This is a genomic window from Streptomyces sp. NPDC002057 (assembly GCF_040296665.1).
Taxonomy (GTDB): Bacteria; Actinomycetota; Actinomycetes; order Streptomycetales; family Streptomycetaceae; genus Streptomyces.
The window spans coordinates 168,183-191,628 of sequence record NZ_JBEOXR010000006.1 but is presented as its reverse complement, the minus strand read 5'-3'; the positions used below and the strand labels follow the sequence as shown (position 1 = coordinate 191,628).

Annotated in this window: 18 protein-coding genes and 1 pseudogene; 6 read left to right on the top strand and 13 right to left on the bottom strand. The window is 74.6% G+C overall.

The genetic code is table 11. The features are described from left to right. Positions 1-69: 69 nt before the first annotated feature. Together ABT129_RS07960 and ABT129_RS07955 are read right to left on the bottom strand one after the other, a co-directional pair. The gene (locus tag ABT129_RS07960; protein ID WP_351897973.1) at positions 70-1,773 is read right to left on the bottom strand and encodes a DUF885 domain-containing protein; all 1,704 of its coding nucleotides are present in this window, start codon (positions 1,771-1,773) and stop codon (positions 70-72) included. Between the two features lie 49 nt (positions 1,774-1,822). Beyond that, the gene (locus ABT129_RS07955; RefSeq protein WP_351897971.1) at positions 1,823-2,320 is read right to left on the bottom strand and encodes an Lrp/AsnC family transcriptional regulator; all 498 of its coding nucleotides are present in this window, start codon (positions 2,318-2,320) and stop codon (positions 1,823-1,825) included. 59 nt (positions 2,321-2,379) lie between these two features. On the opposite strand from ABT129_RS07955, the gene ABT129_RS07950 reads away from it, so the two are divergent. Beyond that, positions 2,380-3,606, top strand: coding sequence for a trans-sulfuration enzyme family protein (locus ABT129_RS07950; RefSeq protein WP_351897969.1), 1,227 nt, complete (start codon positions 2,380-2,382; stop codon positions 3,604-3,606). Here the strand turns inward: ABT129_RS07950 and ABT129_RS07945 are convergent. The 6 genes from ABT129_RS07945 to ABT129_RS07920 all read right to left on the bottom strand — a co-directional run bounded on the left by ABT129_RS07945 (position 3,518) and on the right by ABT129_RS07920 (position 13,637). Continuing rightward, complete coding sequence (locus tag ABT129_RS07945; protein WP_351897967.1) at positions 3,518-4,960, bottom strand: GNAT family N-acetyltransferase; 1,443 nt, start codon at positions 4,958-4,960, stop codon at positions 3,518-3,520. The genes ABT129_RS07950 and ABT129_RS07945 overlap by 89 nt on opposite strands. A gap of 88 nt (positions 4,961-5,048) precedes the next feature. After that, on the bottom strand, positions 5,049-7,802 hold the full coding sequence (locus ABT129_RS07940; RefSeq protein ID WP_351897965.1) for a DUF7824 domain-containing protein: 2,754 nt from the start codon (positions 7,800-7,802) through the stop codon (positions 5,049-5,051). A 23-nt stretch (positions 7,803-7,825) separates the two neighbouring features. Next, positions 7,826-9,259 (bottom strand): SWIM zinc finger family protein, encoded by a 1,434-nt coding sequence (locus ABT129_RS07935; RefSeq protein ID WP_351897963.1) that lies wholly within the window; start codon positions 9,257-9,259, stop codon positions 7,826-7,828. Between the two features lie 70 nt (positions 9,260-9,329). Beyond that, the gene (locus ABT129_RS07930; protein ID WP_351897961.1) at positions 9,330-10,919 is read right to left on the bottom strand and encodes an alkaline phosphatase D family protein; all 1,590 of its coding nucleotides are present in this window, start codon (positions 10,917-10,919) and stop codon (positions 9,330-9,332) included. A gap of 109 nt (positions 10,920-11,028) precedes the next feature. After that, a complete protein-coding gene (gene pdxR, locus ABT129_RS07925; RefSeq protein ID WP_351897959.1) occupies positions 11,029-12,510 on the bottom strand; it encodes a MocR-like pyridoxine biosynthesis transcription factor PdxR in 1,482 nt (493 codons plus the stop codon). After that, positions 12,507-13,637, bottom strand: a complete 1,131-nt coding sequence (locus ABT129_RS07920; protein WP_351897957.1) for a saccharopine dehydrogenase family protein — start codon at positions 13,635-13,637, stop codon at positions 12,507-12,509. Before ABT129_RS07920 ends, pdxR begins: the two co-directional genes overlap by 4 nt. A 112-nt stretch (positions 13,638-13,749) precedes the next feature. On the opposite strand from ABT129_RS07920, the gene ABT129_RS07915 reads away from it, so the two are divergent. Together ABT129_RS07915 and ABT129_RS38035 are read left to right on the top strand one after the other, a co-directional pair. Beyond that, on the top strand, positions 13,750-14,754 hold the full coding sequence (locus tag ABT129_RS07915) for a helix-turn-helix domain-containing protein (protein WP_502981682.1): 1,005 nt from the start codon (positions 13,750-13,752) through the stop codon (positions 14,752-14,754). Positions 14,755-14,802: 48 nt separating this feature from the next. Further along, a pseudogene (locus ABT129_RS38035) lies at positions 14,803-15,159 on the top strand (EamA family transporter); the annotation flags it as partial. 525 nt (positions 15,160-15,684) lie between these two features. Here the strand turns inward: ABT129_RS38035 and ABT129_RS07905 are convergent. After that, positions 15,685-16,515, bottom strand: a complete 831-nt coding sequence (locus tag ABT129_RS07905; protein WP_351897952.1) for an alpha/beta fold hydrolase — start codon at positions 16,513-16,515, stop codon at positions 15,685-15,687. Positions 16,516-16,650: 135 nt separating this feature from the next. Between ABT129_RS07905 and ABT129_RS07900 the strand changes: the two genes are divergently transcribed. Together ABT129_RS07900 and ABT129_RS07895 are read left to right on the top strand one after the other, a co-directional pair. Continuing rightward, entirely contained in the window at positions 16,651-17,556 is a 906-nt protein-coding gene (locus ABT129_RS07900; protein ID WP_351897950.1) for an RNA polymerase sigma-70 factor, read from the top strand. Positions 17,557-17,862: 306 nt separating this feature from the next. Continuing rightward, positions 17,863-18,603 carry a GntR family transcriptional regulator gene (locus ABT129_RS07895; protein WP_351897947.1) on the top strand — a complete coding sequence of 247 codons (741 nt, stop codon included), beginning with the start codon at positions 17,863-17,865 and terminating at the stop codon, positions 18,601-18,603. A gap of 93 nt (positions 18,604-18,696) precedes the next feature. Here ABT129_RS07895 and ABT129_RS07890 read toward each other — a convergent pair whose 3' ends face one another. Continuing rightward, positions 18,697-19,854 carry an ROK family transcriptional regulator gene (locus ABT129_RS07890; protein WP_351897945.1) on the bottom strand — a complete coding sequence of 386 codons (1,158 nt, stop codon included), beginning with the start codon at positions 19,852-19,854 and terminating at the stop codon, positions 18,697-18,699. A gap of 186 nt (positions 19,855-20,040) precedes the next feature. Here ABT129_RS07890 and ABT129_RS07885 point away from each other — a divergent pair, with 186 nt between their 5' ends. Continuing rightward, complete coding sequence (locus ABT129_RS07885) at positions 20,041-20,502, top strand: hypothetical protein (RefSeq protein ID WP_351897943.1); 462 nt, start codon at positions 20,041-20,043, stop codon at positions 20,500-20,502. Here the strand turns inward: ABT129_RS07885 and mug are convergent. The 3 genes from mug to ABT129_RS07870 all read right to left on the bottom strand — a co-directional run bounded on the left by mug (position 20,465) and on the right by ABT129_RS07870 (position 23,369). Further along, the gene (mug, locus tag ABT129_RS07880; protein ID WP_351897940.1) at positions 20,465-20,968 is read right to left on the bottom strand and encodes a G/U mismatch-specific DNA glycosylase; all 504 of its coding nucleotides are present in this window, start codon (positions 20,966-20,968) and stop codon (positions 20,465-20,467) included. The genes ABT129_RS07885 and mug overlap by 38 nt on opposite strands. A 62-nt stretch (positions 20,969-21,030) precedes the next feature. Further along, positions 21,031-22,473, bottom strand: coding sequence for an adenylosuccinate lyase (gene purB / locus ABT129_RS07875; protein WP_351897938.1), 1,443 nt, complete (start codon positions 22,471-22,473; stop codon positions 21,031-21,033). A gap of 113 nt (positions 22,474-22,586) precedes the next feature. After that, positions 22,587-23,369 carry an SGNH/GDSL hydrolase family protein gene (locus tag ABT129_RS07870; RefSeq protein ID WP_351897936.1) on the bottom strand — a complete coding sequence of 261 codons (783 nt, stop codon included), beginning with the start codon at positions 23,367-23,369 and terminating at the stop codon, positions 22,587-22,589. Positions 23,370-23,446: the final 77 nt, after the last annotated feature.

Here is a 23,446-nt window from a genome sequence, read left to right as displayed (position 1 = left end):
TCCCCGGTCGATCAAGCGATCGACCGGGGAATCCCACCCACCGAACGGGGTCGGGCGCCGCGAACGCTCCTAGAGCCGCGACAGCTCGTCGACCAGGTCGTCGAGGCCCAGCGGGCCCTGCGAGAGGGCCGCCATGTGCCAGGCCTTGGCGTCGAACGCCTCGCCGTGCGCCGCCCGCGCGTTGGCCCGGCCGAGCAGCCAGGCGCGCTCGCCGAGCTTGTAGCCGATCGCCTGTCCCGGCACCGACAGGTAGCGGGTCATCTCGCTCTCCACGAACGACGGCGGACGGCTGCTGTGCCGCTGGAAGAACTCCTGGGCCAGCTCCGGCGTCCACCGCTCGCCCGGGTGGAACGGCGAGTCCGCCGGGATCTCCAGGCCCAGGTGCATGCCGATGTCCACGATCACCCGGCACGCGCGCATCATCTGGCCGTCGAGGTAGCCGAGCCGCCGCTCCGCGTCGGGCAGGAAGCCGAGTTCGTCCATCAGACGCTCGGCGTAGAGCGCCCAGCCCTCCATGTTGGCGCTGACCTTGCCGATGGTCGCCTGGTAGCGGGAGAGCCGGTCGGCGACGTGCACCCACTGCGCGATCTGGAGGTGATGGCCGGGAACGCCCTCGTGGTACCAGGTGGACACCAGGTCGTACACCGGGAAGCGGGTCGTGCCGTCCACCGGCAGCCAGGTGCGGCCGGGGCGCGAGAAGTCCTCCGACGGGCCGGTGTAGTACGGCGCGGCGGCGCCGCCCGGCGGGGCGATGCGGGACTCCACCCGGCGCACCCGGTCGGCCAGTTCGAAGTGGGTGCCGTCGAGCGCCTCGATGGCCTCGTCCATGAGCCGCTGCAGCCAGCCCTGGACCTCCTCCACCCCTTCGATGTGCGCGCCGTGCTCGTCGAGGTGGGCCAGCGCCTCCCAGGGGCCGGCGCCCGGCAGGATCCGCTCGGCCTCGCTCCGCATCTCGCCGAGCAGCCGGTGGTACTCGGTCCAGCCGTACGCGTAGGCCTGGTCGAGGTCCAGGTCGGTGCCGTTGAAGAAGCGGGTCCAGCGCTGGTAGCGCTCGCGGCCCACCGTGTCCGGGGCGCCCGCGACGGCCGGGGCGTACACGTCCCGCATCCAGTCCCGCAGCGCGGCGACGGCCTCCGTGGCCCCCCGGCCCGCCTTCGCGAGCTCGGCGCGCAGGTCCTCGGGCAGGGTGTCCGGGCCGGCGGCGGCGAACTCCTCGAACCAGCCCGGCCTTCCGCCCTCCGCGCCGGCCCACTCGGTGAGCTGGTCGACGAAGGTGGCCGTGGGGCGCGGGCCCCCGAGGAGCCCCCGCTCCAGCCCCAGCGCGAGCGAGGAACGGTAACCCTCCAGGGCGGCCGGGACCGCGCGCAGCCGGGAGGCGACCGCCGCCCAGTCCTCCTCCGTCTCCGTCGGGGTCACGGTGAAGACGATGCGGACGCTGTGCGCGGGCGAACGCATGTTGCTGACCGTACAGAGGCCCTCCTCGGCCTCGTGCACGGCGAGTTCCGCCGTCAGGCGCTCCCGCAGCAGCCTGGCGCACCGCTGCTCGGCCTCGCTGTCCGCGCCCGGGGCACGCTCCGCCCCGTCGAGCCGGGCGAGCGTGCGGCGGGCGAGGTCGGCCACGGCCCGCTGGCCGGCGGGCGAGAAGTCGGGCAGCAGTCCGGCGCTCTCCTTGACTCCCAGGTACGTACCGATGATCGGGTCGAGGGCGATGAGTGCGTCGACGTGGTCGTCGGCGACCTGGCGGGGCAGCGGGCTGCTGGAAGTCTCTGGCATGGGGGCCATCCTGACGCCTTCGACAGGTCCCCGTCACCCTCGTCCGGCCTCAGTCGGCTGACAAGGAAGGGCCCGGGGAAGGCGGGAGAAGAGGGCCGCACTCCCACTCCTGGAAGATGAGCCGCGTCTCGACGCGGGCCACCTCGCGCCGCGAGGTGAACTCGTCGAGGACGAGTCGTTGCAGGTCGGCGGGGTCCGCGACGGCCACGTGCACCAGGTAGTCGTCGGGTCCCGTCAGATGGAAGAGCGCCCGGGACTCCGGGAGGGCCCGGATCCGGTCGACGAACGGGCCGATCAGTTCGCGCCGGTGCGGGCGGACCTGGACGAGAAGGAGCGCTTCGAGCCCACGGCCGAGTTTGGCCGGATCCAGTCGTAGCTGGTGTCCGAGGATCACGCCTGTGCGGCGGAGCCGCGCCACTCGGTCCAGGCAGGTGGAGGGTGCCACCCCGACCTCGGCGGCGAGTTCACGGTAGGTGGTCCGGGCGTCGTTCTGCAGGAGGCGAAGAATGTGCAGATCGACCGTGTCCAGTACGACAGAATCGGCCATTGGCCGAACGTAGCACGGCTGTTTCCCGCTACTTTCCGGTATTCGTTCACAGTGCCGCCATGGACGCCATGGACTACGGCCCCTCGGCCACCCCGAGGGCCCTCGCCACCGAAGCCGTGCACGCCGGACGCGAAGACCTCGCCCCGCTCGGGCTGCACGCCCCGCCCATCGACCTGTCCACCACCTACCCCTCGTACGACGCCCGGGCGGAGGCCGCCCGCATCGACGAGTTCGCCACCACCGGCGCCCGGCTCGACGGACCGCCCGTCTACGCCCGGCTCGACAACCCGACCGTCGCCCGCTTCGAGGAGGCCCTCGCCCGCCTGGAGGGCACCGAGTCCGCCGTCGCGTTCGCCAGCGGCATGGCGGCGCTCACCGCCGTCCTGCTCGCCCGGGCGAGCCAGGGCCTGCGCCACGTGGTCGCGGTCCGCCCGCTGTACGGCTGCAGCGACCACCTCCTCGACGCCGGACTGCTCGGCACCGAGGTGACCTGGACCGACCCGGCGGGGATAGCGGACGCGATCCGGCCCGACACCGGCCTCGTCATGGTGGAGTCCCCGGCCAACCCGACCCTCGCCGAGGCTGACATCCGCGCCCTCGCGCACTCCTGCGGCTCCGTGCCGCTCCTGGTCGACAACACCTTCGCCACCCCGGTGCTCCAGCGGCCCGTCGAACAGGGCGCCCGCATGGTGCTGCACAGCGCCACCAAGTACCTCGGCGGGCACGGCGACGTCATGGGCGGGATCGTCGCCTGCGACGAGGAGTTCGCCCGTACCCTCCGCCAGGTGCGCTTCGCCACCGGCGGGGTGCTCCACCCGCTCGCCGGCTACCTGCTGCTGCGCGGTCTCGCGACCCTTCCGGTACGGGTGCGGGCGGCGTCCGGCACGGCGGCGGAGCTCGTACGGCGGCTCGCCACCGACCCGCGGATCGCCCGGGTCCACTACCCGCGGATCGGCGGCGCGATGATCGCCTTCGAGGTGTACGGCGACCCGCACGACGTCATCGCGGGCGTCCGGCTGATCACCCCCGCCGTCAGCCTCGGCAGCGTCGACACCCTCATCCAGCACCCGGCCTCCATCAGCCACCGCATCGTGGCCGAGGGCGACCGGCGTTCGGCGGGCGTCAGTGACCGCCTGCTGCGGATGTCGGTCGGCCTGGAGGACGTCGAGGACCTGTGGCGGGACCTGACCCAGGCGCTCAGCGCTCCGCCCGCCGCGCCCCTCCGGGTCGCTGCTCCTGCTGCGAGTGGGCGCCCGGTCGGGGTGCCGAGGCCAGCCGAGCGGTGATCACCAGGGTGCCCTCCTCGATCTGGTAGTCGAGCGGCAGGTTGAGCGCCCGCATCGCGGCCACCATCCCGGTGTTGGACGACTGCGTCACGGCGTACACGCTCGCGCAGCCGGCCTCCTCCGCCATCGCCACCAGCCGGCCGAGGAGCTCGGAACCGATACCGCGCCGCTGCCAGTCGTCCTCCACCATCAGCGCCACCTCCGTCTCGTCGCCGTCCCACAGCAGGTGTCCGAGGGCGACGAGACGGCCGGAGGTCGTCTGCACGGCGAGGGTGCGCCCGAAGCGGGGGCTGAGCAGGTGGTCGAGGTAGCGGTCGGCGTCGCCGACCGGTCCGTGGTAGCGCAGTCCGAGGGTGCGGGCCGAGCAGCGGTCGTGCATGGCGCGCGCGGCGGACAGGTCGCGCTGGTCGGCGCGGCGGACGGTGATCTCGTTGCCCTCGGGCAGGGTCAGCACGTCCTGGCTGCGCGGGACGCGGTGGCCGAGTCGCGCGTCGAGCTCGACGAGGGCGCGGGCGCGGGCGAACTCGGTCGGGGTGAAGGGCAGGTAGGGCCGCTCCACGATGAGGGTGCCGCCGTTGGGGTCGCGCAGCCGCATCACGGTCTCCTCCAGGACGCCCTCGACCGGGGCGGGTTCGCCGGTGGGGCGGCCGGTGAGGGAGACGGCGGGCACGGAGTGCAGGGTGCAGCGGCCGAGGAGCTGGCGCAGCGCGAGCGGCAGTTCGGCCGCGTCGAGGGCGGTACGGGTGGCCAGGCCGAGGACCCGGGTGGGGGTGTCGACCAGGTCGTGGGCGTCGGCCCGCTCGGTCCAGGTGTCGCGGCCGCCGGCCGCCGCCGTCTCACGGGCGAGGGCCTGGGCGGAGAGGTCGGCGGGGGCGCGCAGCAGGAACTCGTCCACGGTGCCGTCGGCCAGCGGGTGCGTCTGCAGGGTGAGGATGTCCACGCCCAGGCGGGCGAGGACCGTGCACAGCGCGGCGAGGCTGCCCGGCGTGTCCGCGACGGTGGTCCGCATCCGCCACAGCGTGGTCTCGACGGGCGCCCCGGGCTCCCGCTCGTCGGGTGCCACGGGGGTGGCGTCGGACGCGGGGGTCACGGGGGAGTGCCCGCCGGTGCGACCGGCGGGCGGGGCATGGCTCGCATGACTGTGCCTCCGTGCCCACCAGGTGTGGAAGGCGGCGGTGGCGACCAGCGCGATCGCCGAGAACACCAGCAGGTAGGCGCCGTCGGGCCCCTTGGCGATGGTCTTGGCGATCGTGTCGGCCACCACCACGGCGGTGAACAGGGCGGCGAGTTCGATCAGGTCGTGCCGCCAGTGGTGCGGGCGGCGGGTGCTCTTCGAGGACGTCACATCGGTCATGACCTCACTGTGACCCAGTGGTGTTGCGTGATCACGAACGCTTTGTGACTGACGGGTTAAGCGCCGATCTGGCGGCTTAAAGAACGATTCAGGCCGTTTCTGTCAGAGTCTGACCGGCCCCCTGGCGGAGTGCGCCCGACAGCCGCCTGGCCTGCACGAGGAGTTGCGAGGAGCCCCGCGCCGAGGCCACCGCGTCGAGCCCGGACAGCTCACCGCCGGCCCCGCACCGCTCCACGCACTCCGCCGCCACCGCGAGCACCTCCCCGAGACCCCGGACCGGCTTCTCCGCCATCAGCAGCCCCGGCAGCGCCGCCTCCAGGACCGCCCAGACCGTGGCGTACGCACCGGTGGCCGCCGCCGTCCGCAGCGCGTCCGCCAGCCGGTTCGGCTTCACCGAGCCCTCCGCGACCAGCCAGGCGAGCTCGGTCCCGAGCCCCCGTGCGTCCAGCGCGCCCCGCGACGCCAGGACGAGCACCGCGTCCACCGCGCGCAGCCGGTCGTCGGCGTCCTGGCCGCCGATGCCGAACGCCAGGGTGAGGGCGACGGCCCGGCCGACCGGACCCTCGCTCTCCGCCAGCGCGATCAACGGTTCGGCCGTCCCGCGCTGCGACCCGTCGACACCCCACGCCAGGGACGGCAGGACACACGCCGCCAGGAACTCGGGGTCGACCGGCAGCACCGAGGCCCACAGCGCACGGCTGCCGATCCAGTGGTGGCAGCGGCGGGGCGTCGCGTCGAGCGCGCCCCCGACCCACCGGAAGGCGGGCGGGAACTCCGCGCGCACCACCGGCGACTCGTCGATCTCGACGACGATCCGGTCGAACAGCCACCACTTCAAAGAGGGCCGGTCCGCCCCCCGCCGCAGGAACCGCACCTTCGCCCCGAGGGGGCCCGTGGTCCGGAGCCACGAGGCGAGCCGCCGCCCCGCCGGTGTGTCCAGCGCCGCCGCGGCGTCGGCCGCGGGCCCGGCCGACGGACCCGCCCGCCCGACCCGCAGCAGGGCCTGGGCGAAGTCGGCCGGAGCGGGCTCGACCCGCGCGTCCCGGTACGCCCGCAGCCGCTCCACCAGCACCGACGGATCGATCTCGCCGGTGTGCACGGTCGGCGAGGCGAGCAGGAACGGCAGTTCGTCCGTGCCGATCAGGGCCGCGGCCTCCCACAGGCGCGCCTCCAGGACGGCCGTCAGCGCCTCGTGGTGACAGGCCGACTCGGGCAGCGTCCGCTCCCGGCGGCCCCTGGTCACCGCCTCCGGCAGCAGACCCAGCAACCCGGCCAGCACCACCTCCACCCCGTGGGTGGAATGGGTGAAGTAGTACTCCTGCGGCCACGACTCCGTGCCGAACGACTCCCGCACCGCCGACTCCAGCGCCGCCCGGTCCCGCCGTGCGAGCCGCACGAGACCGTCGAGCGCCCGCTCGAACGCCACCGGGTCCTCGGGAAGCTCCCGCGTCAGCAGCTCCTCGACGAGCGCCTCGACCGTCGTCGCCGTCGGCCCGACCGGCTGCGGCTCCGGCACCGGCGGCAGGATCTCCTCGTACGGACCCCCGGACGCGTCGCCCAGGTCGTCCCCGAACAGCGCGGCGGCGGCGGACCGGTGCACCGGACTCAGCAGCCCGGCCTGCTCCGCCAGCTCACGGCGCACGGACCCGTCCACCGACGCCGCGTGACGGCCCACCAGCTTCAGGGCCCGCTCCTGGATCGCGGTGTCCTCGTGCCCGAAGGCCTCGGCCACGGCGGGCAGCAGTTCGTCCGCCGCGCCGGGCTCCCGCGCGAGCACCTTCCCCACCAGGGTCAACTGGGCCCGCACCAGCTTCTTCTCGGTCCTGAACAGCACCCCGCCCGTCATCTCGGCGAGCGCGCCGGCCGACAGCGCCCCCTCGGCGGCGAGGCCCGCCAGGACCTCCTGCGCGTACCCCGCGACCGGGGACGGCGCGTCGGCCGTCATCCCGATCCAGTCCGCGACCCGCTCCCGGCGCTCGGCCGCGTCCGGCTCGACCAGCCGCAGCACCTCCATCGGGAACCGCAGGTCCCGGGGACGCCCGCCGCGCAGCAACCGGGAGACGCACCGGTCCACGACCCCGGCACGGTCGAGAACCCCCTCCGCGACCAGCGCGGCGAGAGCGGTCGGCCAGTGCGTCGGCGCCTCGGGACCGACCGACCAGGTCAGCCGGTCGGGCGTCTCGGCCATCGTGAGCGCGTGCGGCACGAGCACCGGCGTCTGCGGGTCCTCCCGGAGCCGCTCCAGGAGCCGCGAGTCCGTGATCTGCCGGGTCCAGGCGAGGACATAGCCGTCGGTCGCGGGCACCGCGCACCCGGAGCGCGTCACGAGGCCGTGGATCAGCGGGTAGCTGTTCTCCGCCACCGCCGGCCGCTGGGCCAGCCGCTGCGCCACGTCCGCCGCCCACGCCTCGTCCCGGTCGCCGAGCACCTTCAGGACCAGGACGCCGTCCTCCGGGCGCCAGCCCATCAGGTCGCGTCCGCCGAGCCAGGTCGCCGCCGCGGCCGCGCCGGTCTGGCAGCCCGCCCCGGCCACGTACAGACCCCGGCGGACCCGGGTCGCCTCGTTCCACCGCTTCCAGTCCCAGGCGCGCACCTCGGAGCGCAGCGCCTTCAGCTTCCCGAGGGCGGCCTTGCGCGCGGCGGCGTCCAGGGGGAGGAGGAGCGCGGGCACCTGCCCGGCGCGCCCGGCGCGCACCGCCTCCAGCAGCTTCCCGACCGCCTCGCCGTCCCCCGAACCGCCCGCGCGCACCGGCCCGTCGACCGCGTCGGCCGTCTCCACCGTGTCGTTCCCCATGCTGTCCCCCACCCCGGTCGTCATGCTGTCCCCCACCTCGGTCGTCATGCCGGTCCCCACCCCGTCGTCGGTCATCGGGCGGCCGCCGCGCCCGCCGTGCCCTCCGCCGCCGCACCTTCGGCCACCGGGCCCCGGTCCGCCGCCCCGGCGGCCGTGGCACCCCGGCGGACCATCCGTACCGCGAGGGCGTGCTTGCACGGGCCGCGCCGGCCCCGGTAGTCCGCCCACCACTGGCAGGTGCAGCTCAGCACCCCGTCCGACTCCCTCACCCGGTAGCGGCGCTCGCCCGAGGCCACCGTCGCCAGGTGCCCTTCGAGCGTCACCGCGTCCTCCGCGACCAGTCGGCGCGCGCTCACCAGGCGGGGGTTGTGCCGCTCGGCCCGGTCCGCGTCGTACGGAAGCTCGCGGTGGAAGTAGGCCGCGTCCGCCACGTCGTACCCCACCCGGCCCGCCGTGCCGAGCCGGGTCAGCGCCGCCCGCACCCGGTCGACCGTGAGTCCCGCCTGTGCCGCGAGATCGGCCAGGTCGATCCGCGGCTCCCAGGCCAGCAGGACCGCGACCAGTTCGGCGTCCTGCGAGGCCTCCTCCGTCGCCAGGGCCTCCAGGACCCCGCCCTCGCCGGAGAAGCCCCGGGCGGAGTCGGGCGACAGGGTCAGCGTCAGCCGCATGCCCGGCAGGACCACCTCCCAGGCGCTCGCCGTGGGCAGGGTGCCGTCCGGCACCGGTCCGTACACCCGGAGGCCCGTCGCGTGCCGCAGCACCCGCTCCAGGGCGACGAGCCGGTCCGGCCCCGGCAGGCAGACCGCACCGGCGCCCGGCCGGGTCGTCGGACGCAGCGTCCGCCCGGACTGCGTGATCCACAGCGGACCCCGCCCGCGGGCCTGGTTCCGCGGCAGGGACCGCAGGAACCGGACGGCCTCCGCCCCGCTCAGCTCGGCCCGCAGATCGAACCGGGCCGAGGCGACCTGCGCCTCGGCGAACCCCCGCAGCCAGCGGTCCGGCAGCGGGACCTTCTTCTCCACGACCGCCCCCGCGAGCGTGGTCACCGCCATCTCCTCGGGGCCCACCCGCAGATGCAGCGGATCGTCGCCCGTCATCCGCGACAGCGCCTCGCGCAGCGGGTTGTTCACGTCGACGTTGGTGGTGCCGTGCCCCGTCTCCGTACCGCCGAGGCCCTCGTCCAGCACGTCGAGGCGTGCGTACACCCCGCCGCAGCCGGAGAAGGACTCGAACCGCAGCCGGTCCCCGTTCCCCGTCACCACCGGATCCAGCGACCCCGGCCGTATCCGCTGGTGGTACCGGGCCGCCGCCACGTCGGCGACCGCGAGCAGACCGCGGGCGGCGACCTGCGGCGAGGCCAGGAAGCCGGAGAAGAAGCGGGGATGGGCCTCGGCCCCCCGGGGCGTGAGACCCCCCGCCGTCTCCAGGCCGAGCAGCCGGCCGGAGCCCGTGGACTCCAGCGCGGAAGGTCGGACGTAGGCGAGTGCCTGTACGGATCGCGTCATGGAAAAGACGGTAGGACCCGCCACTGACAATCCTCCGGACGGAAGCCTCCGCACCACGTCCGACCAGGCGTTACTGCCCCACTCGGCCCGGCCGCAGCACCTTGCTGAACAGCACCGCGCCGCCCTCGGCCCGCAGGCGCACCGTCAGTTCCCCGCTGTGGCCGTCGATGTCGACCTCCCCGAAGTACTGCGGGCTCTCCATCGGCGACAGGTTCGCCCGCTCGGGCGCCCGGACGAACACCCGCTCCGGGCCGAAGGTCGCGTCGAGCGCGTTCGCCGGGAACCCGCCCGCGGCCAGCGGCCCGGACACGAACTCCCAGAACGGCGCGAAGTCCTTGAACGCCGCCCGCTCCGGCGCGTAGTGCTGCGCCGAGGTGTAGTGCACGTCCGCCGTCAGCCACAGCGTGCCGGTGATCCGCCGGTGCTTGACGAACCGCAGCAGCTCCGCGATCTGCAGTTCACGCCCCAGCGGGGCGCCGGGGTCGCCCTGCGCGACGGCCTCGAAGTTCGCCGCGCCGTCCGGGACGACCAGACCGAGCGGCATGTCCGCGGCGAGCACCTTCCACACGGCGGTGGAGGCGGCCAGCTCCTTCTTGAGCCAGGCGAGCTGCTCGGCGCCGAGGATCCCGGTGGTGTCGTCGGCCTGCCGGCCGGGGGAGTTGGCGTTGCGGTACGAGCGCATGTCGAGCACGAACACGTCGAGCAGCGGCCCGTACCGCACCACGCGGTGCATCCGCCCACGCCCGCCCGCGCGCGCGTGCGGGGTGGACACCGGCGTGTACTCCCCGAAGGCGCGCAGGGCGCGGGCGGCGAGCACGTCCACGTCCTTCTCCGTGTAGCGCGCGTCGTCCAGGATCTGGCCCGGGTACCAGTTGTTGCGCACCTCGTGGTCGTCCCACTGGACCACGGACGGCACCTGCGCGTGGAACGCCCGGACGTTGTGGTCGAGGAGGTTGTAGCGGAAGTTGCCCCGGTACTCGGCCAGCGTCTCCGCGACCTTCGACTTCTCCGGCGTCGTGACGTTCCGCCAGATCCGCCCGTCGGGCAGCGTCACGCTCGGCTCGACGACCCCGTCGGCGTAGATCGAGTCGCCGCTGCACAGGAAGAAGTCCGGATCGAGGCGGCGCATCTCCTCGTAGGCGCGGAAGCCGCCGATGTCCGGGTTGATGCCCCAGCCCTGCCCCGCGATGTCCCCCGACCAGAGGAAGCGGACCCCGTCACGGCGCCGGTCGGGGGCCGTACGGAAGGTGCCGACCACCGGCTCGCCCGTCCGGCGCGGATCGTCCGGGTCCGCGAGGGTGACCCGGTAGTGGATCTGCTCGCCCGCGGGCAGACCGCGCAGCGCGGTGGTGCCGGTGAAGTCCGTTCCCACGCCGACCAGCGGCCCGTGGTGGCGGCGCACCCGCCGGAACGACTCGCTCGCCGAGGTCTCGACGGTCATGCGCGCGGGCCGGTCCGACCGCACCCACACCAGACCGGAGGAGGACGTGACGTCGCCCGTCTGCACCCCCCACGCGGCCCGGGGCCGGCCCGAGAGCGCGAAGGCGGGGGCGGCGAGACCGGCGCCACCGAGGGTGAGAGCCGCCGAGGCGGCGAGCGAACCGCGCAGCACGCTGCGCCGGGCGGGGGAGGGGGAAGTGCCGGGTACGGGCTGGGACATGGAGTGGCCTCCGAGACGGTGTCCGGACGGGAGCGGTACGTCGCCCATGCCTAACGGCCGGGAACGGCGACCACACGAACCCCGCGTGAACAGCCGCACCCCGCGCCCGTCACCCGCCGCCGACCGCCTTCGCCACCAGCCGTACCCCCTCAGCCACGGCCGAGGGCGTCAGGTGCGCGTACCCGATGACAAGCCGCACGTCCCCGTCCCCGGGCCGCTCGGTGCCGTACTCCGCGAGGGGGCGCAGGGCCACCCCGGCCTCCGCCGCCCGTGCCAGGAACCGCTCCGGCGGCCCGTATCGCCCCGGCACGCGCGCGATGACGTGCAGTCCCGCGGCGATACCGCTCACCCGCGTGCCCGGCAGATGCTCGGCGAGCGCGGCCAGCAGGGCGTCCCGCCGCTCCCGGTAGGCGCGTTGGCAGCGCCGCAGCTGCCGGTCGTACGCGCCCCGCGCCACGAACTCCGCGAGCACCGCCTGGTCGAGCACGGGGTTCCCGAGGTCCATCGTCCGCTTGCGCTCGACGACCTCGCCCAGCAGCGCCTCGGGGACGAGCATCCAGCCGAGCCGCAGCCCGGGCGCCAGCGACTTGCTGACGGAGCCCGCGTAGACGACCCGCTCGGGATCGAGCCCCTGGAGCGCGCCGACCGGGGCCCGGTCGTACCGGAAGTCGCCGTCGTAGTCGTCCTCCAGGACGTAGCCGTCCACCGCCCGCGCCCAGTCGAGGAGCGCCGCACGGCGCTCCGCCGACCAGCTGATCCCGGACGGGAACTGGTGCGAGGGCGTCACGACCACCGCCCGGACCCCGGAGCCGGCGAGCGGCTCCGGCCGCAGCCCCTGCTCGTCCAGCGGCAGCCACACCGTGGCGAGACCGGTCGACGCGAACAGCCGCCCGTGCTCGGGGCTGCCGGGGTCCTCGACCCCGATCGCGTCCAGCCCCCGCGCCCGCAGGACGAAGCCCAGCAGCGTCGACGCCTGCGCCACGCCCGAGCAGACCACGAGCCGCTCGGGATCGGCCACGACACCCCGCCGCCGGGTCAGCATCCCGGCCAGCGCCTCGCGCAGTTCGGCCAGCCCGCGCGGGTCGGGGTACCCGAGCGCCGGGTGGGGCAGCCGGGCCAGCACGGCACGCTGCGCCGTCGACCAGGCGGACCGGGGAAAGAGCGACAGATCGGGTGTCCCGGGACGGAAGTCCACCCGCACCCCGGACCCTCCCGGCAGGGGGCCCGACACCCCCGACACCGGGCCGGACGCCGTCGTCTCCCCGCCGACCGGGCCCTGGACCACGCCACGCGCGCGCGTGGAGCCGGTGTGCCGCCCCCGTGCCGCGCCGCCCACCCAGGTGCCGGACCCCCGGTCGCTGCGCAAGTACCCCTCGGCGGTGAGCTGTTCGTACGCCTCGGTGACCAGGCCCCGTGAGACGCCCAGGTCGGCAGCGAGCGCGCGGGTCGACGGCAGACGGGTCCCGGCGGCGAGCCGCCCCGAGCGCACCGCCTTCCGCAGCGCCTCCTGGAGGGCCAGGCCGCGCCTCCGCGCCGGGGCTCCGGCGGCCGGCAGGAGCAGCTCCCACGCCGGCTGTCCGTGGCTCCTCATTCGGTGTGGCCCCTCCCGCCGTCGCCCGCCGGGGCTCCTCGGTCCGCCCCCGCCGGACCCATGATGCCGAGTCCGGCCCCGTCCCGTGCGACGCGCTGGTGGGGCAGGTCGACGGAGACGTGGGCGGAGAGCGCGCGGAGGAAGTCGGCCGGGTCGAAGACCGCTCCGGCCGAGGCGACGCCGGTCGTCCGGGTCCGGCCGTCGAGGATCCGGTGGACCGCCTCCACCGCGAGCGGCGCGCTGACGGCGTAGATGTCCCGGCCGGTGGCGACGGCCCGTCGTTCGACGCCCCCGGAGCGTACGACGACGTCCACGAGGAAGGTCTGGGCGGACCGGCCGCGCTCGTCGACCGGGACCGGCGCCGACGCGTCGGGCGCCGACAGGTCCTGGGCGGCGCCGACCGCCATGTAGGTGCGCACCTCGGGCACCGCCAGGTGGCTGGGGATGGTGACGACGTCGGCCATCGTGAACTCGCCGATGACGGGCCGGGTGCCCAGCGGAGCGGGGAAGGGCCACTCGACCACGGAGGACTCCTCGTCGTGGTACTCCAGCTCGCCGCCGGTGAAGCGGACGTGGCGCCCGTCGCGCCGCTCCCGGGAGACCTTGCCGGCGGCGAGGGTCCCGGCGGTGGGGTGCCAGCTGCTCAGCCCGTACGCGACGTGGGCCTCGTCGGCCTCCGTCCAGTCGCCCATCGCGGCGGTGGCGAGCAGGTCGCCGAGGCCGCCGTAGAAGGCCATCGCGGGGACGACCACGGTCCCGGCGGCGCGGGCTCGCTCCGCGAAGTGCGCGAACGTGTCGACGTTGGCCTCGATCTCGGCCGCGACGTCCACGTACGCGATCCCGGCGCGCAGCGCCGCCTCGATCACGGGGGCGCCGGTCGTCGCGAAGGGTCCCGCGCAGTTGATCACGGCCGCCGCACCGGCGAGGGCGCGGTCGAGCGAGGCCGGGTCGTCGACCGAGGCGGGCCGGACGTCGAGCCCCCCGTGGGAGGCGGCGAGGGTCCGCAGCCGGTCGGCGTCGCGGCCGGAGAGGACCGGCACGAACCCCCGGTCGAGCAGCTCCGCGACGACGAAACGGCCGGTGTGTCCGTAGGCGCCGAACACCGTGACCGTGAGACCCGATTCCATGACTTCTCCCTGTTCCCGACGTGCGCGAGTGGTCCGGCGCCACCCGCGGCCCGTTCCCTGACGACCATCCTGGTCGCGCGGGACCTCACCCACGAGTGTCCGGAACGACATCATGCGTACAATTACGGACGTGAAGACTGTCGCGGTGGCCGTCACCGAGGGAATGCGGCACTTCGAACTGGCCGTGGCGTACGAGGTGTTCGGACCGGCTCCGGCCGCCGTGACCGGCCCCTGGTACGAGGTCTCCCTCTGCGGGCCGGCCACCGCCCGGCTCGGCCGCTTCCGCCTCGAACCGGACGGCGGCCTCGACCTGCTGGCCCGCGCCGACACGGTGATCGTCCCCGCGCTCGCGGACTCGGACCCGGAGCCGCCCGCCGACCTCGTCGACGCGGTGCGCGCGGCCCACGAGGCGGGCGCGCGGGTGGCCTCGCTCTGCACGGGCGCGTTCGTCCTGGCCGCGGCGGGGCTCCTCGACGGCAGGCGGGCGACCACGCACTGGGCCCACACCGAGGAGCTGGCCGCCCGCCACCCCCGGGTGGAGGTCGACCCGGACGTGCTCTACGTGGACAGCGGCAGCGTGCTCACCTCCGCGGGCAAGGCCGCCGCGATGGATCTCTGTCTGCACCTGGTCCGCTCCGACCACGGCTCGGCCGTCGCCAACACGGTCGCCCGCGGCCTCGTCGTACCGCCGCACCGCGCGGGCGGCCAGGCCCAGTTCGTCACCGCCCCGGTGCCCGCCAAGGACGACCACCCGCTCGCCGACCTGCTGCCCTGGGCGGTGGCACGGCTGGACCGGCCGCTGACCGTCGAGGACCTGGCCCGCAGGGCGCGGATGAGCTCGCGCAACCTCGGCCGCCACTTCCGCTCGGTGACCGGCACCACCCCGCTCCAGTGGCTCCTGACCCAACGCATCCGCCACGCCCAGGAGTTGCTGGAGACCACCGACGAGAGCGTGGAGGCCATCGCGGAGGCCACCGGCATGGGCACGGCCACGACCCTGCGCCGGCACTTCAACCGCACGGTCGGCGTACCCCCGGACACCTACCGCCGCACCTTCCGCGCCCGCGCCCGCACCACCCCGGACCCGGGCGCCCCGAAGTGGTCCCCGATGCCGTGAGGGAAGTGGACCTCCACCCGGGCCACGCCCCTTCCTAACGTCGGAGGCATGAACGCGAACGCCCTGCGCGGGGTCCTCCTCGTGACCCTCGCCTACGCCCTCGTCGGCGCCTCCTTCACCGCGAACAGCCTGCTCGGCGCGTATCCGTACGCGGGCGGGCAGGCGTTGCGCTACGGGGCCGCCTGCCTGCTCCTCCTCCCCCTGCTCGGCCGCGGCGGGCTCGCCCCGCTGCGGAGGCTGACCACCCGTCACTGGCTGCGGCTCGCCGCCCTCGCGGGGGTCGGGATGGTCGGCTTCAACCTGGCGGTCCTCGCCGCCGAGCGGACCGCCGAGCCCGCCGTCCCGGGCGTCCTGGTCGGCTGCGCCCCGGTCGTCGTCGCCGTCCTCGTCCCGCTGGCCGAGGGCCGCAGGCCCGCCCCCGCCGTGCTGTACGGGGCGCTGCTCGTCGCCGCCGGCGCCTTCACCGTGCAGGGATGGGGGCGGACGGACCTCGCCGGGATCGGCTGGTCGGTCGCCGCGCTCGCGGGCGAGGTCGGCTTCACGGTGCTGGCCGTCCCCGTCCTCCGGATGCTCGGGCCGAAGCTCCTGACGGCCGCCGTGTGCGGGGTCGGCGCGGTCGAGGCGGCGCTCGTGGGTCTGGTCGTGGACGGCGCCGGTCTGGTCCGGATGCCGACGGCGGTGGAGGCGGGCGCCCTGGCCTGGCAGGCGGCCCTGGCCACGGTGGTCGGGTTCGTCCTGTTCTACATGGGGGTCCAGCGGGTCGGGATGGAGCGGGCCACCCTCTTCACCGGCGCGATCCCGGTCGCGGCGGCGTTGAGCGCCGCTCTGGTCGCGGGCGCCGCCTTCGGGCCGCCGCAGGCCGCCGGCAGCCTGCTCGTGGGGGCCGGCGCCGCCGTGGGCACCGGCCTGTTCACGCGCCCCCGGCGGGCCTCAGCGGCTGCCGTCCAGGACGACGCGCGCGACGAGAGCCGGATCGTCGTTCATGGGCACGTGGCCGCAGCCGGGCAGCCGGACGAGCCGCGCGCCCGGCAGGGTGTGCTTGGCGCGGACGCCCTGCCGGGGCAGGAGCAGCCGGTCGCGGCTGCCCCAGGCGACCGTGACGGGGACCGTGGGGAGGTCGTCGCGGAAGCGCACCGACCCGCCGGCGTCCAGGGTCTCCCGGAAGCCGGTGGCCCCGCGCAGCGCGAGCGTCTCGGCGTAGACGGCCTCGGGTGAACGGCGGGCCGGGCGGGCGTAGATGCTGCCGGTGAGGACGGTGCGTCCGGCGGGGGTGCGCGAGAGGCGTTCGATCACGGGCAGGGGCATCGACCGGGCCGCGCCCCGCATCGCCCGGAGCGTCACGAAGGCGTACCGCCGCTCGCCCTCGGACCAGAAGCCGGCGGGGGAGAGGGCGGTGACCGAGCGCACCAGCCCCTCCTTGCCGAGCTGGAGCGCGAGCAGCCCGCCGAGCGAGTTCCCCGCCACGTGCGGCCGTTCGACGCCGAGGGCCCCGGTGAAGGCGCCGAGCACGTGGCCGACGGTGGACAGGTCGTAGGGGCAGCCCTCGGGCAGCTCGTCGGAGGCCCCGAAGCCCGGCAGGTCGACGGCGATCACGTCGCGCTCGGCGGCCAGGATGTCGAGGACGGGCTCCCAGGCCTGCCAGTGGTGCCCGATGCCGTGCAGGAGCAGCAGCGGCTCGCCCGCGCCCCGGCGTTCGTACGTGAGGGACGCCGTGCGGGGTCCCGCCGGGGTCTCGATCGTGAACGCGATCCGCTGGGGCATGCGAACTCCCTGTCCTGAAGCCTCGTCAGACAATCTGTCAGCCAACCTGTCAGCGAGAATTACCGATCAGTAGCATGGAGTTCAAGACCCCGTCCGAAACTGGACAGGGTGAGGAAGCTGGGCTGGGATGGACAGGTGCCTACCGATACTCCGACCGACACGCTGACCGATCTGTTCGAGGAGCACCGCCCGATGCTCCTGGGCGTCGCCTACCGGATGCTCGGCCGCGCCGCCGACGCCGAGGACGTCGTCCAGGAGGCCTGGCTGCGCTGGACGGCCGAGGACCGGGCCGAGGTCCGCGAACCCCGCGCCTTCCTCGTACGGATCACGACACGGCTCGCCATCGACCGGCTGCGGCAGTCGCAGGCGCGCCGCGAGTCCTACGTCGGCCCGTGGCTGCCCGAGCCCGTCGTCACCGACTTCGGCCCGTCCGCGCCCGACACCGCCGAGCGCGCCCTGCTCGCCGACTCCGTCTCGCTCGCCGTGCTCGTCGTCCTCGAATCCCTCTCCCCCCTGGAGCGGGCCGTCTTCGTGCTGCGCGAGGCCTTCGGCTTCCCGTACGGCGAGATCGCCACCGCCCTCGACCGCTCGGAGGCGGCCGTGCGCCAGCTCGCCGGGCGCGCCCGGCGCCACGTCGACGAGGGGAAGCCGCGCTACGACGTCGACCCCGTCGAGCGTCGCGACCTCACCGAACGCTTCCTCGCCGCGGCGGCGGGCGGCGACCTCGGCGGACTCCTCGCCCTGCTCGCGCCGGACGTACGCCTCGTCGGCGACGCCGGCGGCAAGGCGAAGACGCCGCTGCGGATCATCGAGAGCGCCGACAAGGTCGGCCGCTTCCTCGCCGCCACCTCCTACAGGGCGGAGGAGCGCTTCGAGCTCCGCTTCGCCGAGATCAACGGCGCCCCGGCCGTGCTCGCCCTCGACGGCGACCGGGTCGACTCCCTCGTCCAGCTCGAGGTGCGCGACGGGCGCGTCCAGTGCGTCTACATCATCCGCAACCCCGACAAGCTCCAGGGTCTCCTCGGTTCCGCCGGGCTCTGAGGCCGGAGCCCGCCACCCCACCGTCCGGCGTCACGCTTCACCATCCGTCGTGATCACGCCGACCGGCCGGAAAACACCCCGCTTCCCACCCCGGAAGACGGGGTGTTTTGCTGCGCGGGGCTCACGGGGGCGCGAACGTCCTGTGAACGATCTAGGTCAGAGGGTCACATTCGGGGGCGTTCGACGGAGGATTGGTCTTGACCAAGGGATCGGCCCGCCTTATGGTCGCAGAGTTAGTGCAGGAACCTTTAATAAACAAGGGCGCGGAAAAACGCCGCGGGACACGGCGAATTGCGGAGGATCAGGGTGGGGACCACGCAGCTGGCATCGGTACCGGAACCGAAGTACCAGCACCTCAAGACAGTGATCGGTGAAGCACTCGACTCGGACTTCGCGGTCGGGGAGATCCTTCCCAACGAGCGCGAGCTCGCGGCACGCTTCGGCGTCGCCCGTGCCACGCTCCGCCAGGCCCTGGAGCAGCTGGAGCTGGAAGGCCGCCTGCAGCGACGCCGCGGCGTCGGCACCACCGTCGCCCCGCCGCGCGTCGGCGTCGACGTCTCCACCACGCAGCACGCCTGGCCGGGCGTCGGCGACGAGGCCTGGCAGTGCCTGGACTCCGTGGGCGACGTGGCCCCGGCCGCCGTCGCGCGCGTCCTGGAGAGCGGCGCGGAGGAGCGGGTGCACATCGTCCGCCGCATCCGCGTCAGCCAGGGCCAGCCCGTCGCCGCCGAGCTGCTGTACGTGCCCGACGGCTCCGTCCCCGGCCTCACCGCCATCGACGCGCCCGCCGGACCGGCCCGCGCCCGCGCGGTGCTCCGCGAACTCCAGCACCTCGCCCTCGACGGGCAGGACCGCTCCGTGGAGCTCGGCTCCGCCCGCGCGGACGACGCCAAGGAACTCGACCGGCTCCCGGGCGCGCCCGTCCTCGTCGTGACGACCCGTTACCTCTCCGGAGGGCGCACCGCCGCCGTCTCCGTGGCCACCTACCGCGCCGACACCTGCCGCCTCACCTTCGGCGACTCGGTCGACCTGGTCATGGCCTCCTGACGCCGCGAGACCACCCCGCACCCCGGAACACCGCGAGACCACCCCGCGACCAGCGGGCACGGCCCGTCGCGAGGCCCCCCTCAGAAGGGGCCTCTAGCGGCGGGCCGTCACCGTGCCGTCGACCGCGAAGAGCTGCTCCTCGACATGGTCGAGGGCGAGACGCAGCGCGCCCGTGCCCACCGCGGCCTCGCCGAGCAGGGACAGCACCACCCGGGGCGGCCGCAGGCAGAACCGGGCCAGCTCCTTACGGAGCGGCTGGAGGACGCCGTCCAGGCCGGCCGCCCAGCCTCCGACGACCACCAGTTCGGGGTCGATCGCCAGGACCAGCGCCGCCACGTCGTGCACGAGCCGCTGGATGAACCGCTCCACCGCCGCCTCGGCGCGCGCGTCGCCCTTGCGGGCCAGCGCGAAGACCTCGGCCACCGCCTGCTCGTCCAGCGGGTGCAGCGGCTCGTCCGTGGTCGACAGGAGGTGCTCGGGGGTGACCCCCCGGCCCAGCAGGTGCAGGGCGCCGATCTCCCCGGCCGCCCCGCCGAAGCCGCGGTGCAGCCGGCCGCCGATCAGCGAACCGGCCCCCGGGCTCAGCCCGGCCAGGACGAACACGATGTCGTCGGAGTCGGTCGCCGCGCCCTTCCAGTGCTCGGCGACGGCCGCCGCGTTCGCGTCGTTCTCCACGATCACCGGGCAGCGGAAGGAGCGCCGCAGCCGCTCGCCGAGGGCGAGCCCCGTCCAGCCGGGCAGGGCCGTGCCGAGCCGGACGGTGCCGTCCGCCTCCACGATGCCGGGGGTACCGACGCCGACGGCCCGCAGGTTGGACCGGGCGACCCCGGCCCGGCGCAGCACGTCGGCGACGACCGTACGGACCCGGTCGAGGCGCTCGTCCTCGGGTGCCGACTCCGACACCTCGCGCGATCCGGCGCCGATGATCCGTCCGTCCAGACCGGAGAGCAGCGCGGCCACGCGGTGCGGGCCGATCTCGATGCCGAGCAGATGGCCGGCCTCCGCGCGGAAGCGGAACCTCCGCGCCGGGCGGCCCTGCCGTCGGGCCTCGCCCTCCTCGGGCGCCGCCTCGACGACGAGACCGCCCTCCATGAGTCCTTCGACGACCCCTTCGACCGTGGGCCGCGAGAGGCCCGTGATCCGGGTCAGATCCGTGAGCGTGGGCGCGTCGGCGCCCCGCAGCGCATGGAGTACCACCGCGGAGTTGATCCGCCGCAGCAGAGACGGATCCCCGCCGGTCAGCCGCCCCACAGTGTGTCCTCCCAGCTCGTGCACCTCTTCGGCGGATGGTACTCAATGGTCCCGGTCGCGGCGAGTGCCGCCCCTGTCACGCTTGCGTGACATCCCGGGGCCACCCGCCGGCCGGCGCGGGCTCCGACCCCCCGCGCGCCGCCTGACGGACCGCCAACTGTCGGTGGCGGGCGGTTTACTGGGCTCATGACCACGGCACACCGGCTGGCGACGATCGACCTGCTCCGCACCCGCGGTTTCGACGGCGGCTCGGAGTTCCACCTGGCGGAGCTCGACACCAGCGAGGAGTTCTGGGAGGACGACGGGACGCGCCGGGCGCTCGTCGAGGACCAGTACGAAGCGGAACGGGAGGGGCTCGCCGTCCTCCTCACCGCGCGCTGGGGCCCGCACCGGGAGCTGAGCCTCCTGCCCGTCCTGGAGCGGAGCATGTCGGGGGAGTCGATACCGGAGCCCTGGTCCACGCTCGCCTGCCACACCCCGGACGTGTACCTCTGGCGGGCCGACGGCCGCTGGATCGGGCTCGGCGTCTCCCAGTGGGACAAGGAGCTGCCCTTCCAGCTCCTCGCCCTGGCCACCACCGTCGACCCGCCCCGGCCGGAGGGCCCCGAGGTCACGCCCGCGCGTCGGGAACCCCCGCCGCCTCCCTGAGCCGGGCGAACTCCTCGGCCATCGCCGCCGCCGTCCAGCGCGCGTTGAGACCGCTCGGACTGGGCAGCGCCCAGATCCGGGTGGACCCGATCGTGCGCTCCTGCGGTCCGACGGCCGCCTTCGGCTCGTCGAAGGCCGCGCGGTACGCCGTCACCCCGGCGATCGCGAGCCAGCGCGGCGCGAGCCGCTCCACCCGCTCCGCGAGCCGACGTCCGCCCGCCCGGTACTCCTCACGGCTCAGCTCGTCGGCCCGCGCGGTCGCCCGCTCCACCACGTTGGTGATGCCGAGCCCGTACGCCGGGAGTTCCTCCTGCTCGTCCGGCCGCAGCTGCCTCGGCGTGAACCCCGACAGGTGCAGCACCGGCCAGAACCGGTTCCCCGGCCGGGCGAAGTGGTAGCCCGAAGCCGCCGTCATCAGACCCGGGTTGATCCCGCAGAACAGTACGGAAAGGCCGCCCGCCACCACGTCGGGAACGACGCGGTCGCGGGCGGCCTCCAGCTCCTGCTGGGTGAACCGGGGGGTCCCGGTCAGAGGATCGCGCCGGGGGCGTAGGCGGCGGCCTCCGGGTGCTGCTTGAGGATCTCCTCGATGCGGGAGACCACGGACGCGACCTGGTCGGCGGCGGCGCCGGTGAAGGACAGCTTGTCCGCCATCAGCTCGTCGAGCTGCGCCCGGTCCAGCGGGATGCGCTCGTCGGCGGCCAGCTTGTCGAGCAGCTCGTTGCGCTCGGCGCCCCGCTCGCGCATGGCGAGGGCGGAGGCGACGGCGTTCTCCTTGATCGCCTCGTGGGCGACCTCGCGGCCCACCCCGGCGCGCACGGCGCCCATGAGGACCTTGGTGGTCGCCAGGAAGGGCAGGTAGCGGTCGAGCTCGCGGGCGACGACGGCCGGGAAGGCGCCGAACTCGTCGAGCACGGTGAGGAAGGTCTCCAGGAGACCGTCGAGCGCGAAGAACGCGTCGGGCAGCGCGACCCGGCGGACCACGGAGCAGGACACGTCGCCCTCGTTCCACTGGTCGCCGGCCAGCTCGCCGGTCATCGAGGCGTAGCCGCGCAGGATGACCATGAGGCCGTTGACGCGCTCGCAGGAGCGGGTGTTCATCTTGTGCGGCATCGCCGAGGAGCCGACCTGGCCCGGCTTGAAGCCCTCGGTGACCAGCTCGTGGCCCGCCATCAGGCGGATCGTCTTGGCGATCGACGACGGGGCGGCGGCCAGCTGCACCAGCGAGGTGACCACGTCGTAGTCGAGGGAGCGCGGGTAGACCTGGCCGACCGAGGTGAAGGCGTGTGCGAAGCCGAGGTGACCGGCGATCCGCCGCTCCAGGTCGGCGAGCTTGCCGGCGTCGCCGCCGAGCAGGTCCAGCATGTCCTGCGCGGTGCCGACCGGGCCCTTGATGCCGCGCAGCGGGTAGCGGCCGAGGAGCTCCTCCAGGCGGGCGTACGCCACGAGCAGCTCGTCCGCGGCGGTCGCGAAGCGCTTGCCGAGGGTGGTCGCCTGGGCGGCCACGTTGTGCGAGCGGCCGGCCATGACCAGCTCGGCGTACTCGGCGGAGAGCTTGCCGAGACGGCCGAGGACGGCGACCGTACGGTCCCGCATCAGCTCCAGGGAGAGCCGGATCTGCAGCTGCTCGACGTTCTCGGTGAGGTCGCGCGAGGTCATGCCCTTGTGGACGTGCTCGTGGCCGGCGAGGGCGTTGAACTCCTCGATCCGGGCCTTCACGTCGTGCCGGGTGACCTTCTCGCGCTCGGCGATGGAGCCGAGGTCGACCTGGTCGAGGACGCGCTCGTAGTCGGCGAGGGCGCCCTCCGGAACCTCGATCCCGAGGTCCTTCTGCGCACGCAGCACGGCGAGCCACAGCTGACGCTCCAGCTTCACCTTCTGCTCGGGGGACCAGAGGACGGCGAGCTCCGCGGAGGCGTAGCGGCCGGCCAGAACGTTGGGGATGCGGGGCTTCGCAGTCACAGCAGTCACGTGGACAGATTCTACTGGCGGTTTCTGCAGGCCAGCGCCACGGTCCCGTGTGGAGCTTGCTACGAGACGCAGCTCACGCGGGACCGGGCGGCGGACCCCGCACCGGACAGGCCCTAGCGCCCCGCGGACGGCTCGTACGGCAGCAGCTCGGGGCGCTTCGGGGCGCGGCCGTCGCCCGACGAGCGGCCGGTGAGGCGCCGGCCGATCCACGGGCCCAGGTGCTCCCTGGCGAAGCGGGCGTCGGCGGCCCGGCGGCTCGCCCAGCCGGGCGGCGCGGACGGGGGCAGCGGGGTCCGCCAGTCCTCCTCGGCGGCCAGGCCGAGCGCCTGCCAGACGGCCTCGGCGACCCGCCGGTGCCCGTCGGCGGTCAGGTGGAGCCGGTCCACGTCCCAGAGCCGGGGGTCGCCGAGCGAGGGGGCGCCGTACAGGTCGACGACCACGGCGTCGTGCCGGGCGGCGAGCTCGTCGATGTGCGTGAAGAGCTCCTCCATCCGGGGGCGGAAGCGCTGCATGACGGGGCCGTTGCGGCCGGGGCTGCGCATCAGGACCAGCCGGCCGCAGGAGGGCGCGAGCCGCTCGACGGCCTCGGTGAGCAGTCCGCGCACCCGGCCCATGTCGACCTTGGGCCGCAGGGTGTCGTTGAGTCCGCCGACGAGGGTCACCACGTCCGCCTTCATCGCGGCCGCGGTCTCGACCTGCTCCTCGACGATCTGGCCGATGAGCTTGCCGCGCACGGCGAGGTTGGCGTAACGGAAGTCGGGGGTGCGGGCGGCCAGCCGGTAGGCGAGGACATCGGCCCAGCCCCGGTAGGAACCGTCGGGCCTCAGGTCCGACATGCCCTCGGTGAAACTGTCGCCCAGGGCGACGAAACTGTTGTACGTAGCATTGATCTCCATGACGGAAGAGATCATACCGCGCGGTATGCGGGGGCGCCGTGGAGCACGGGGGAGGGCCCCGGGAACACCCGGGGCCC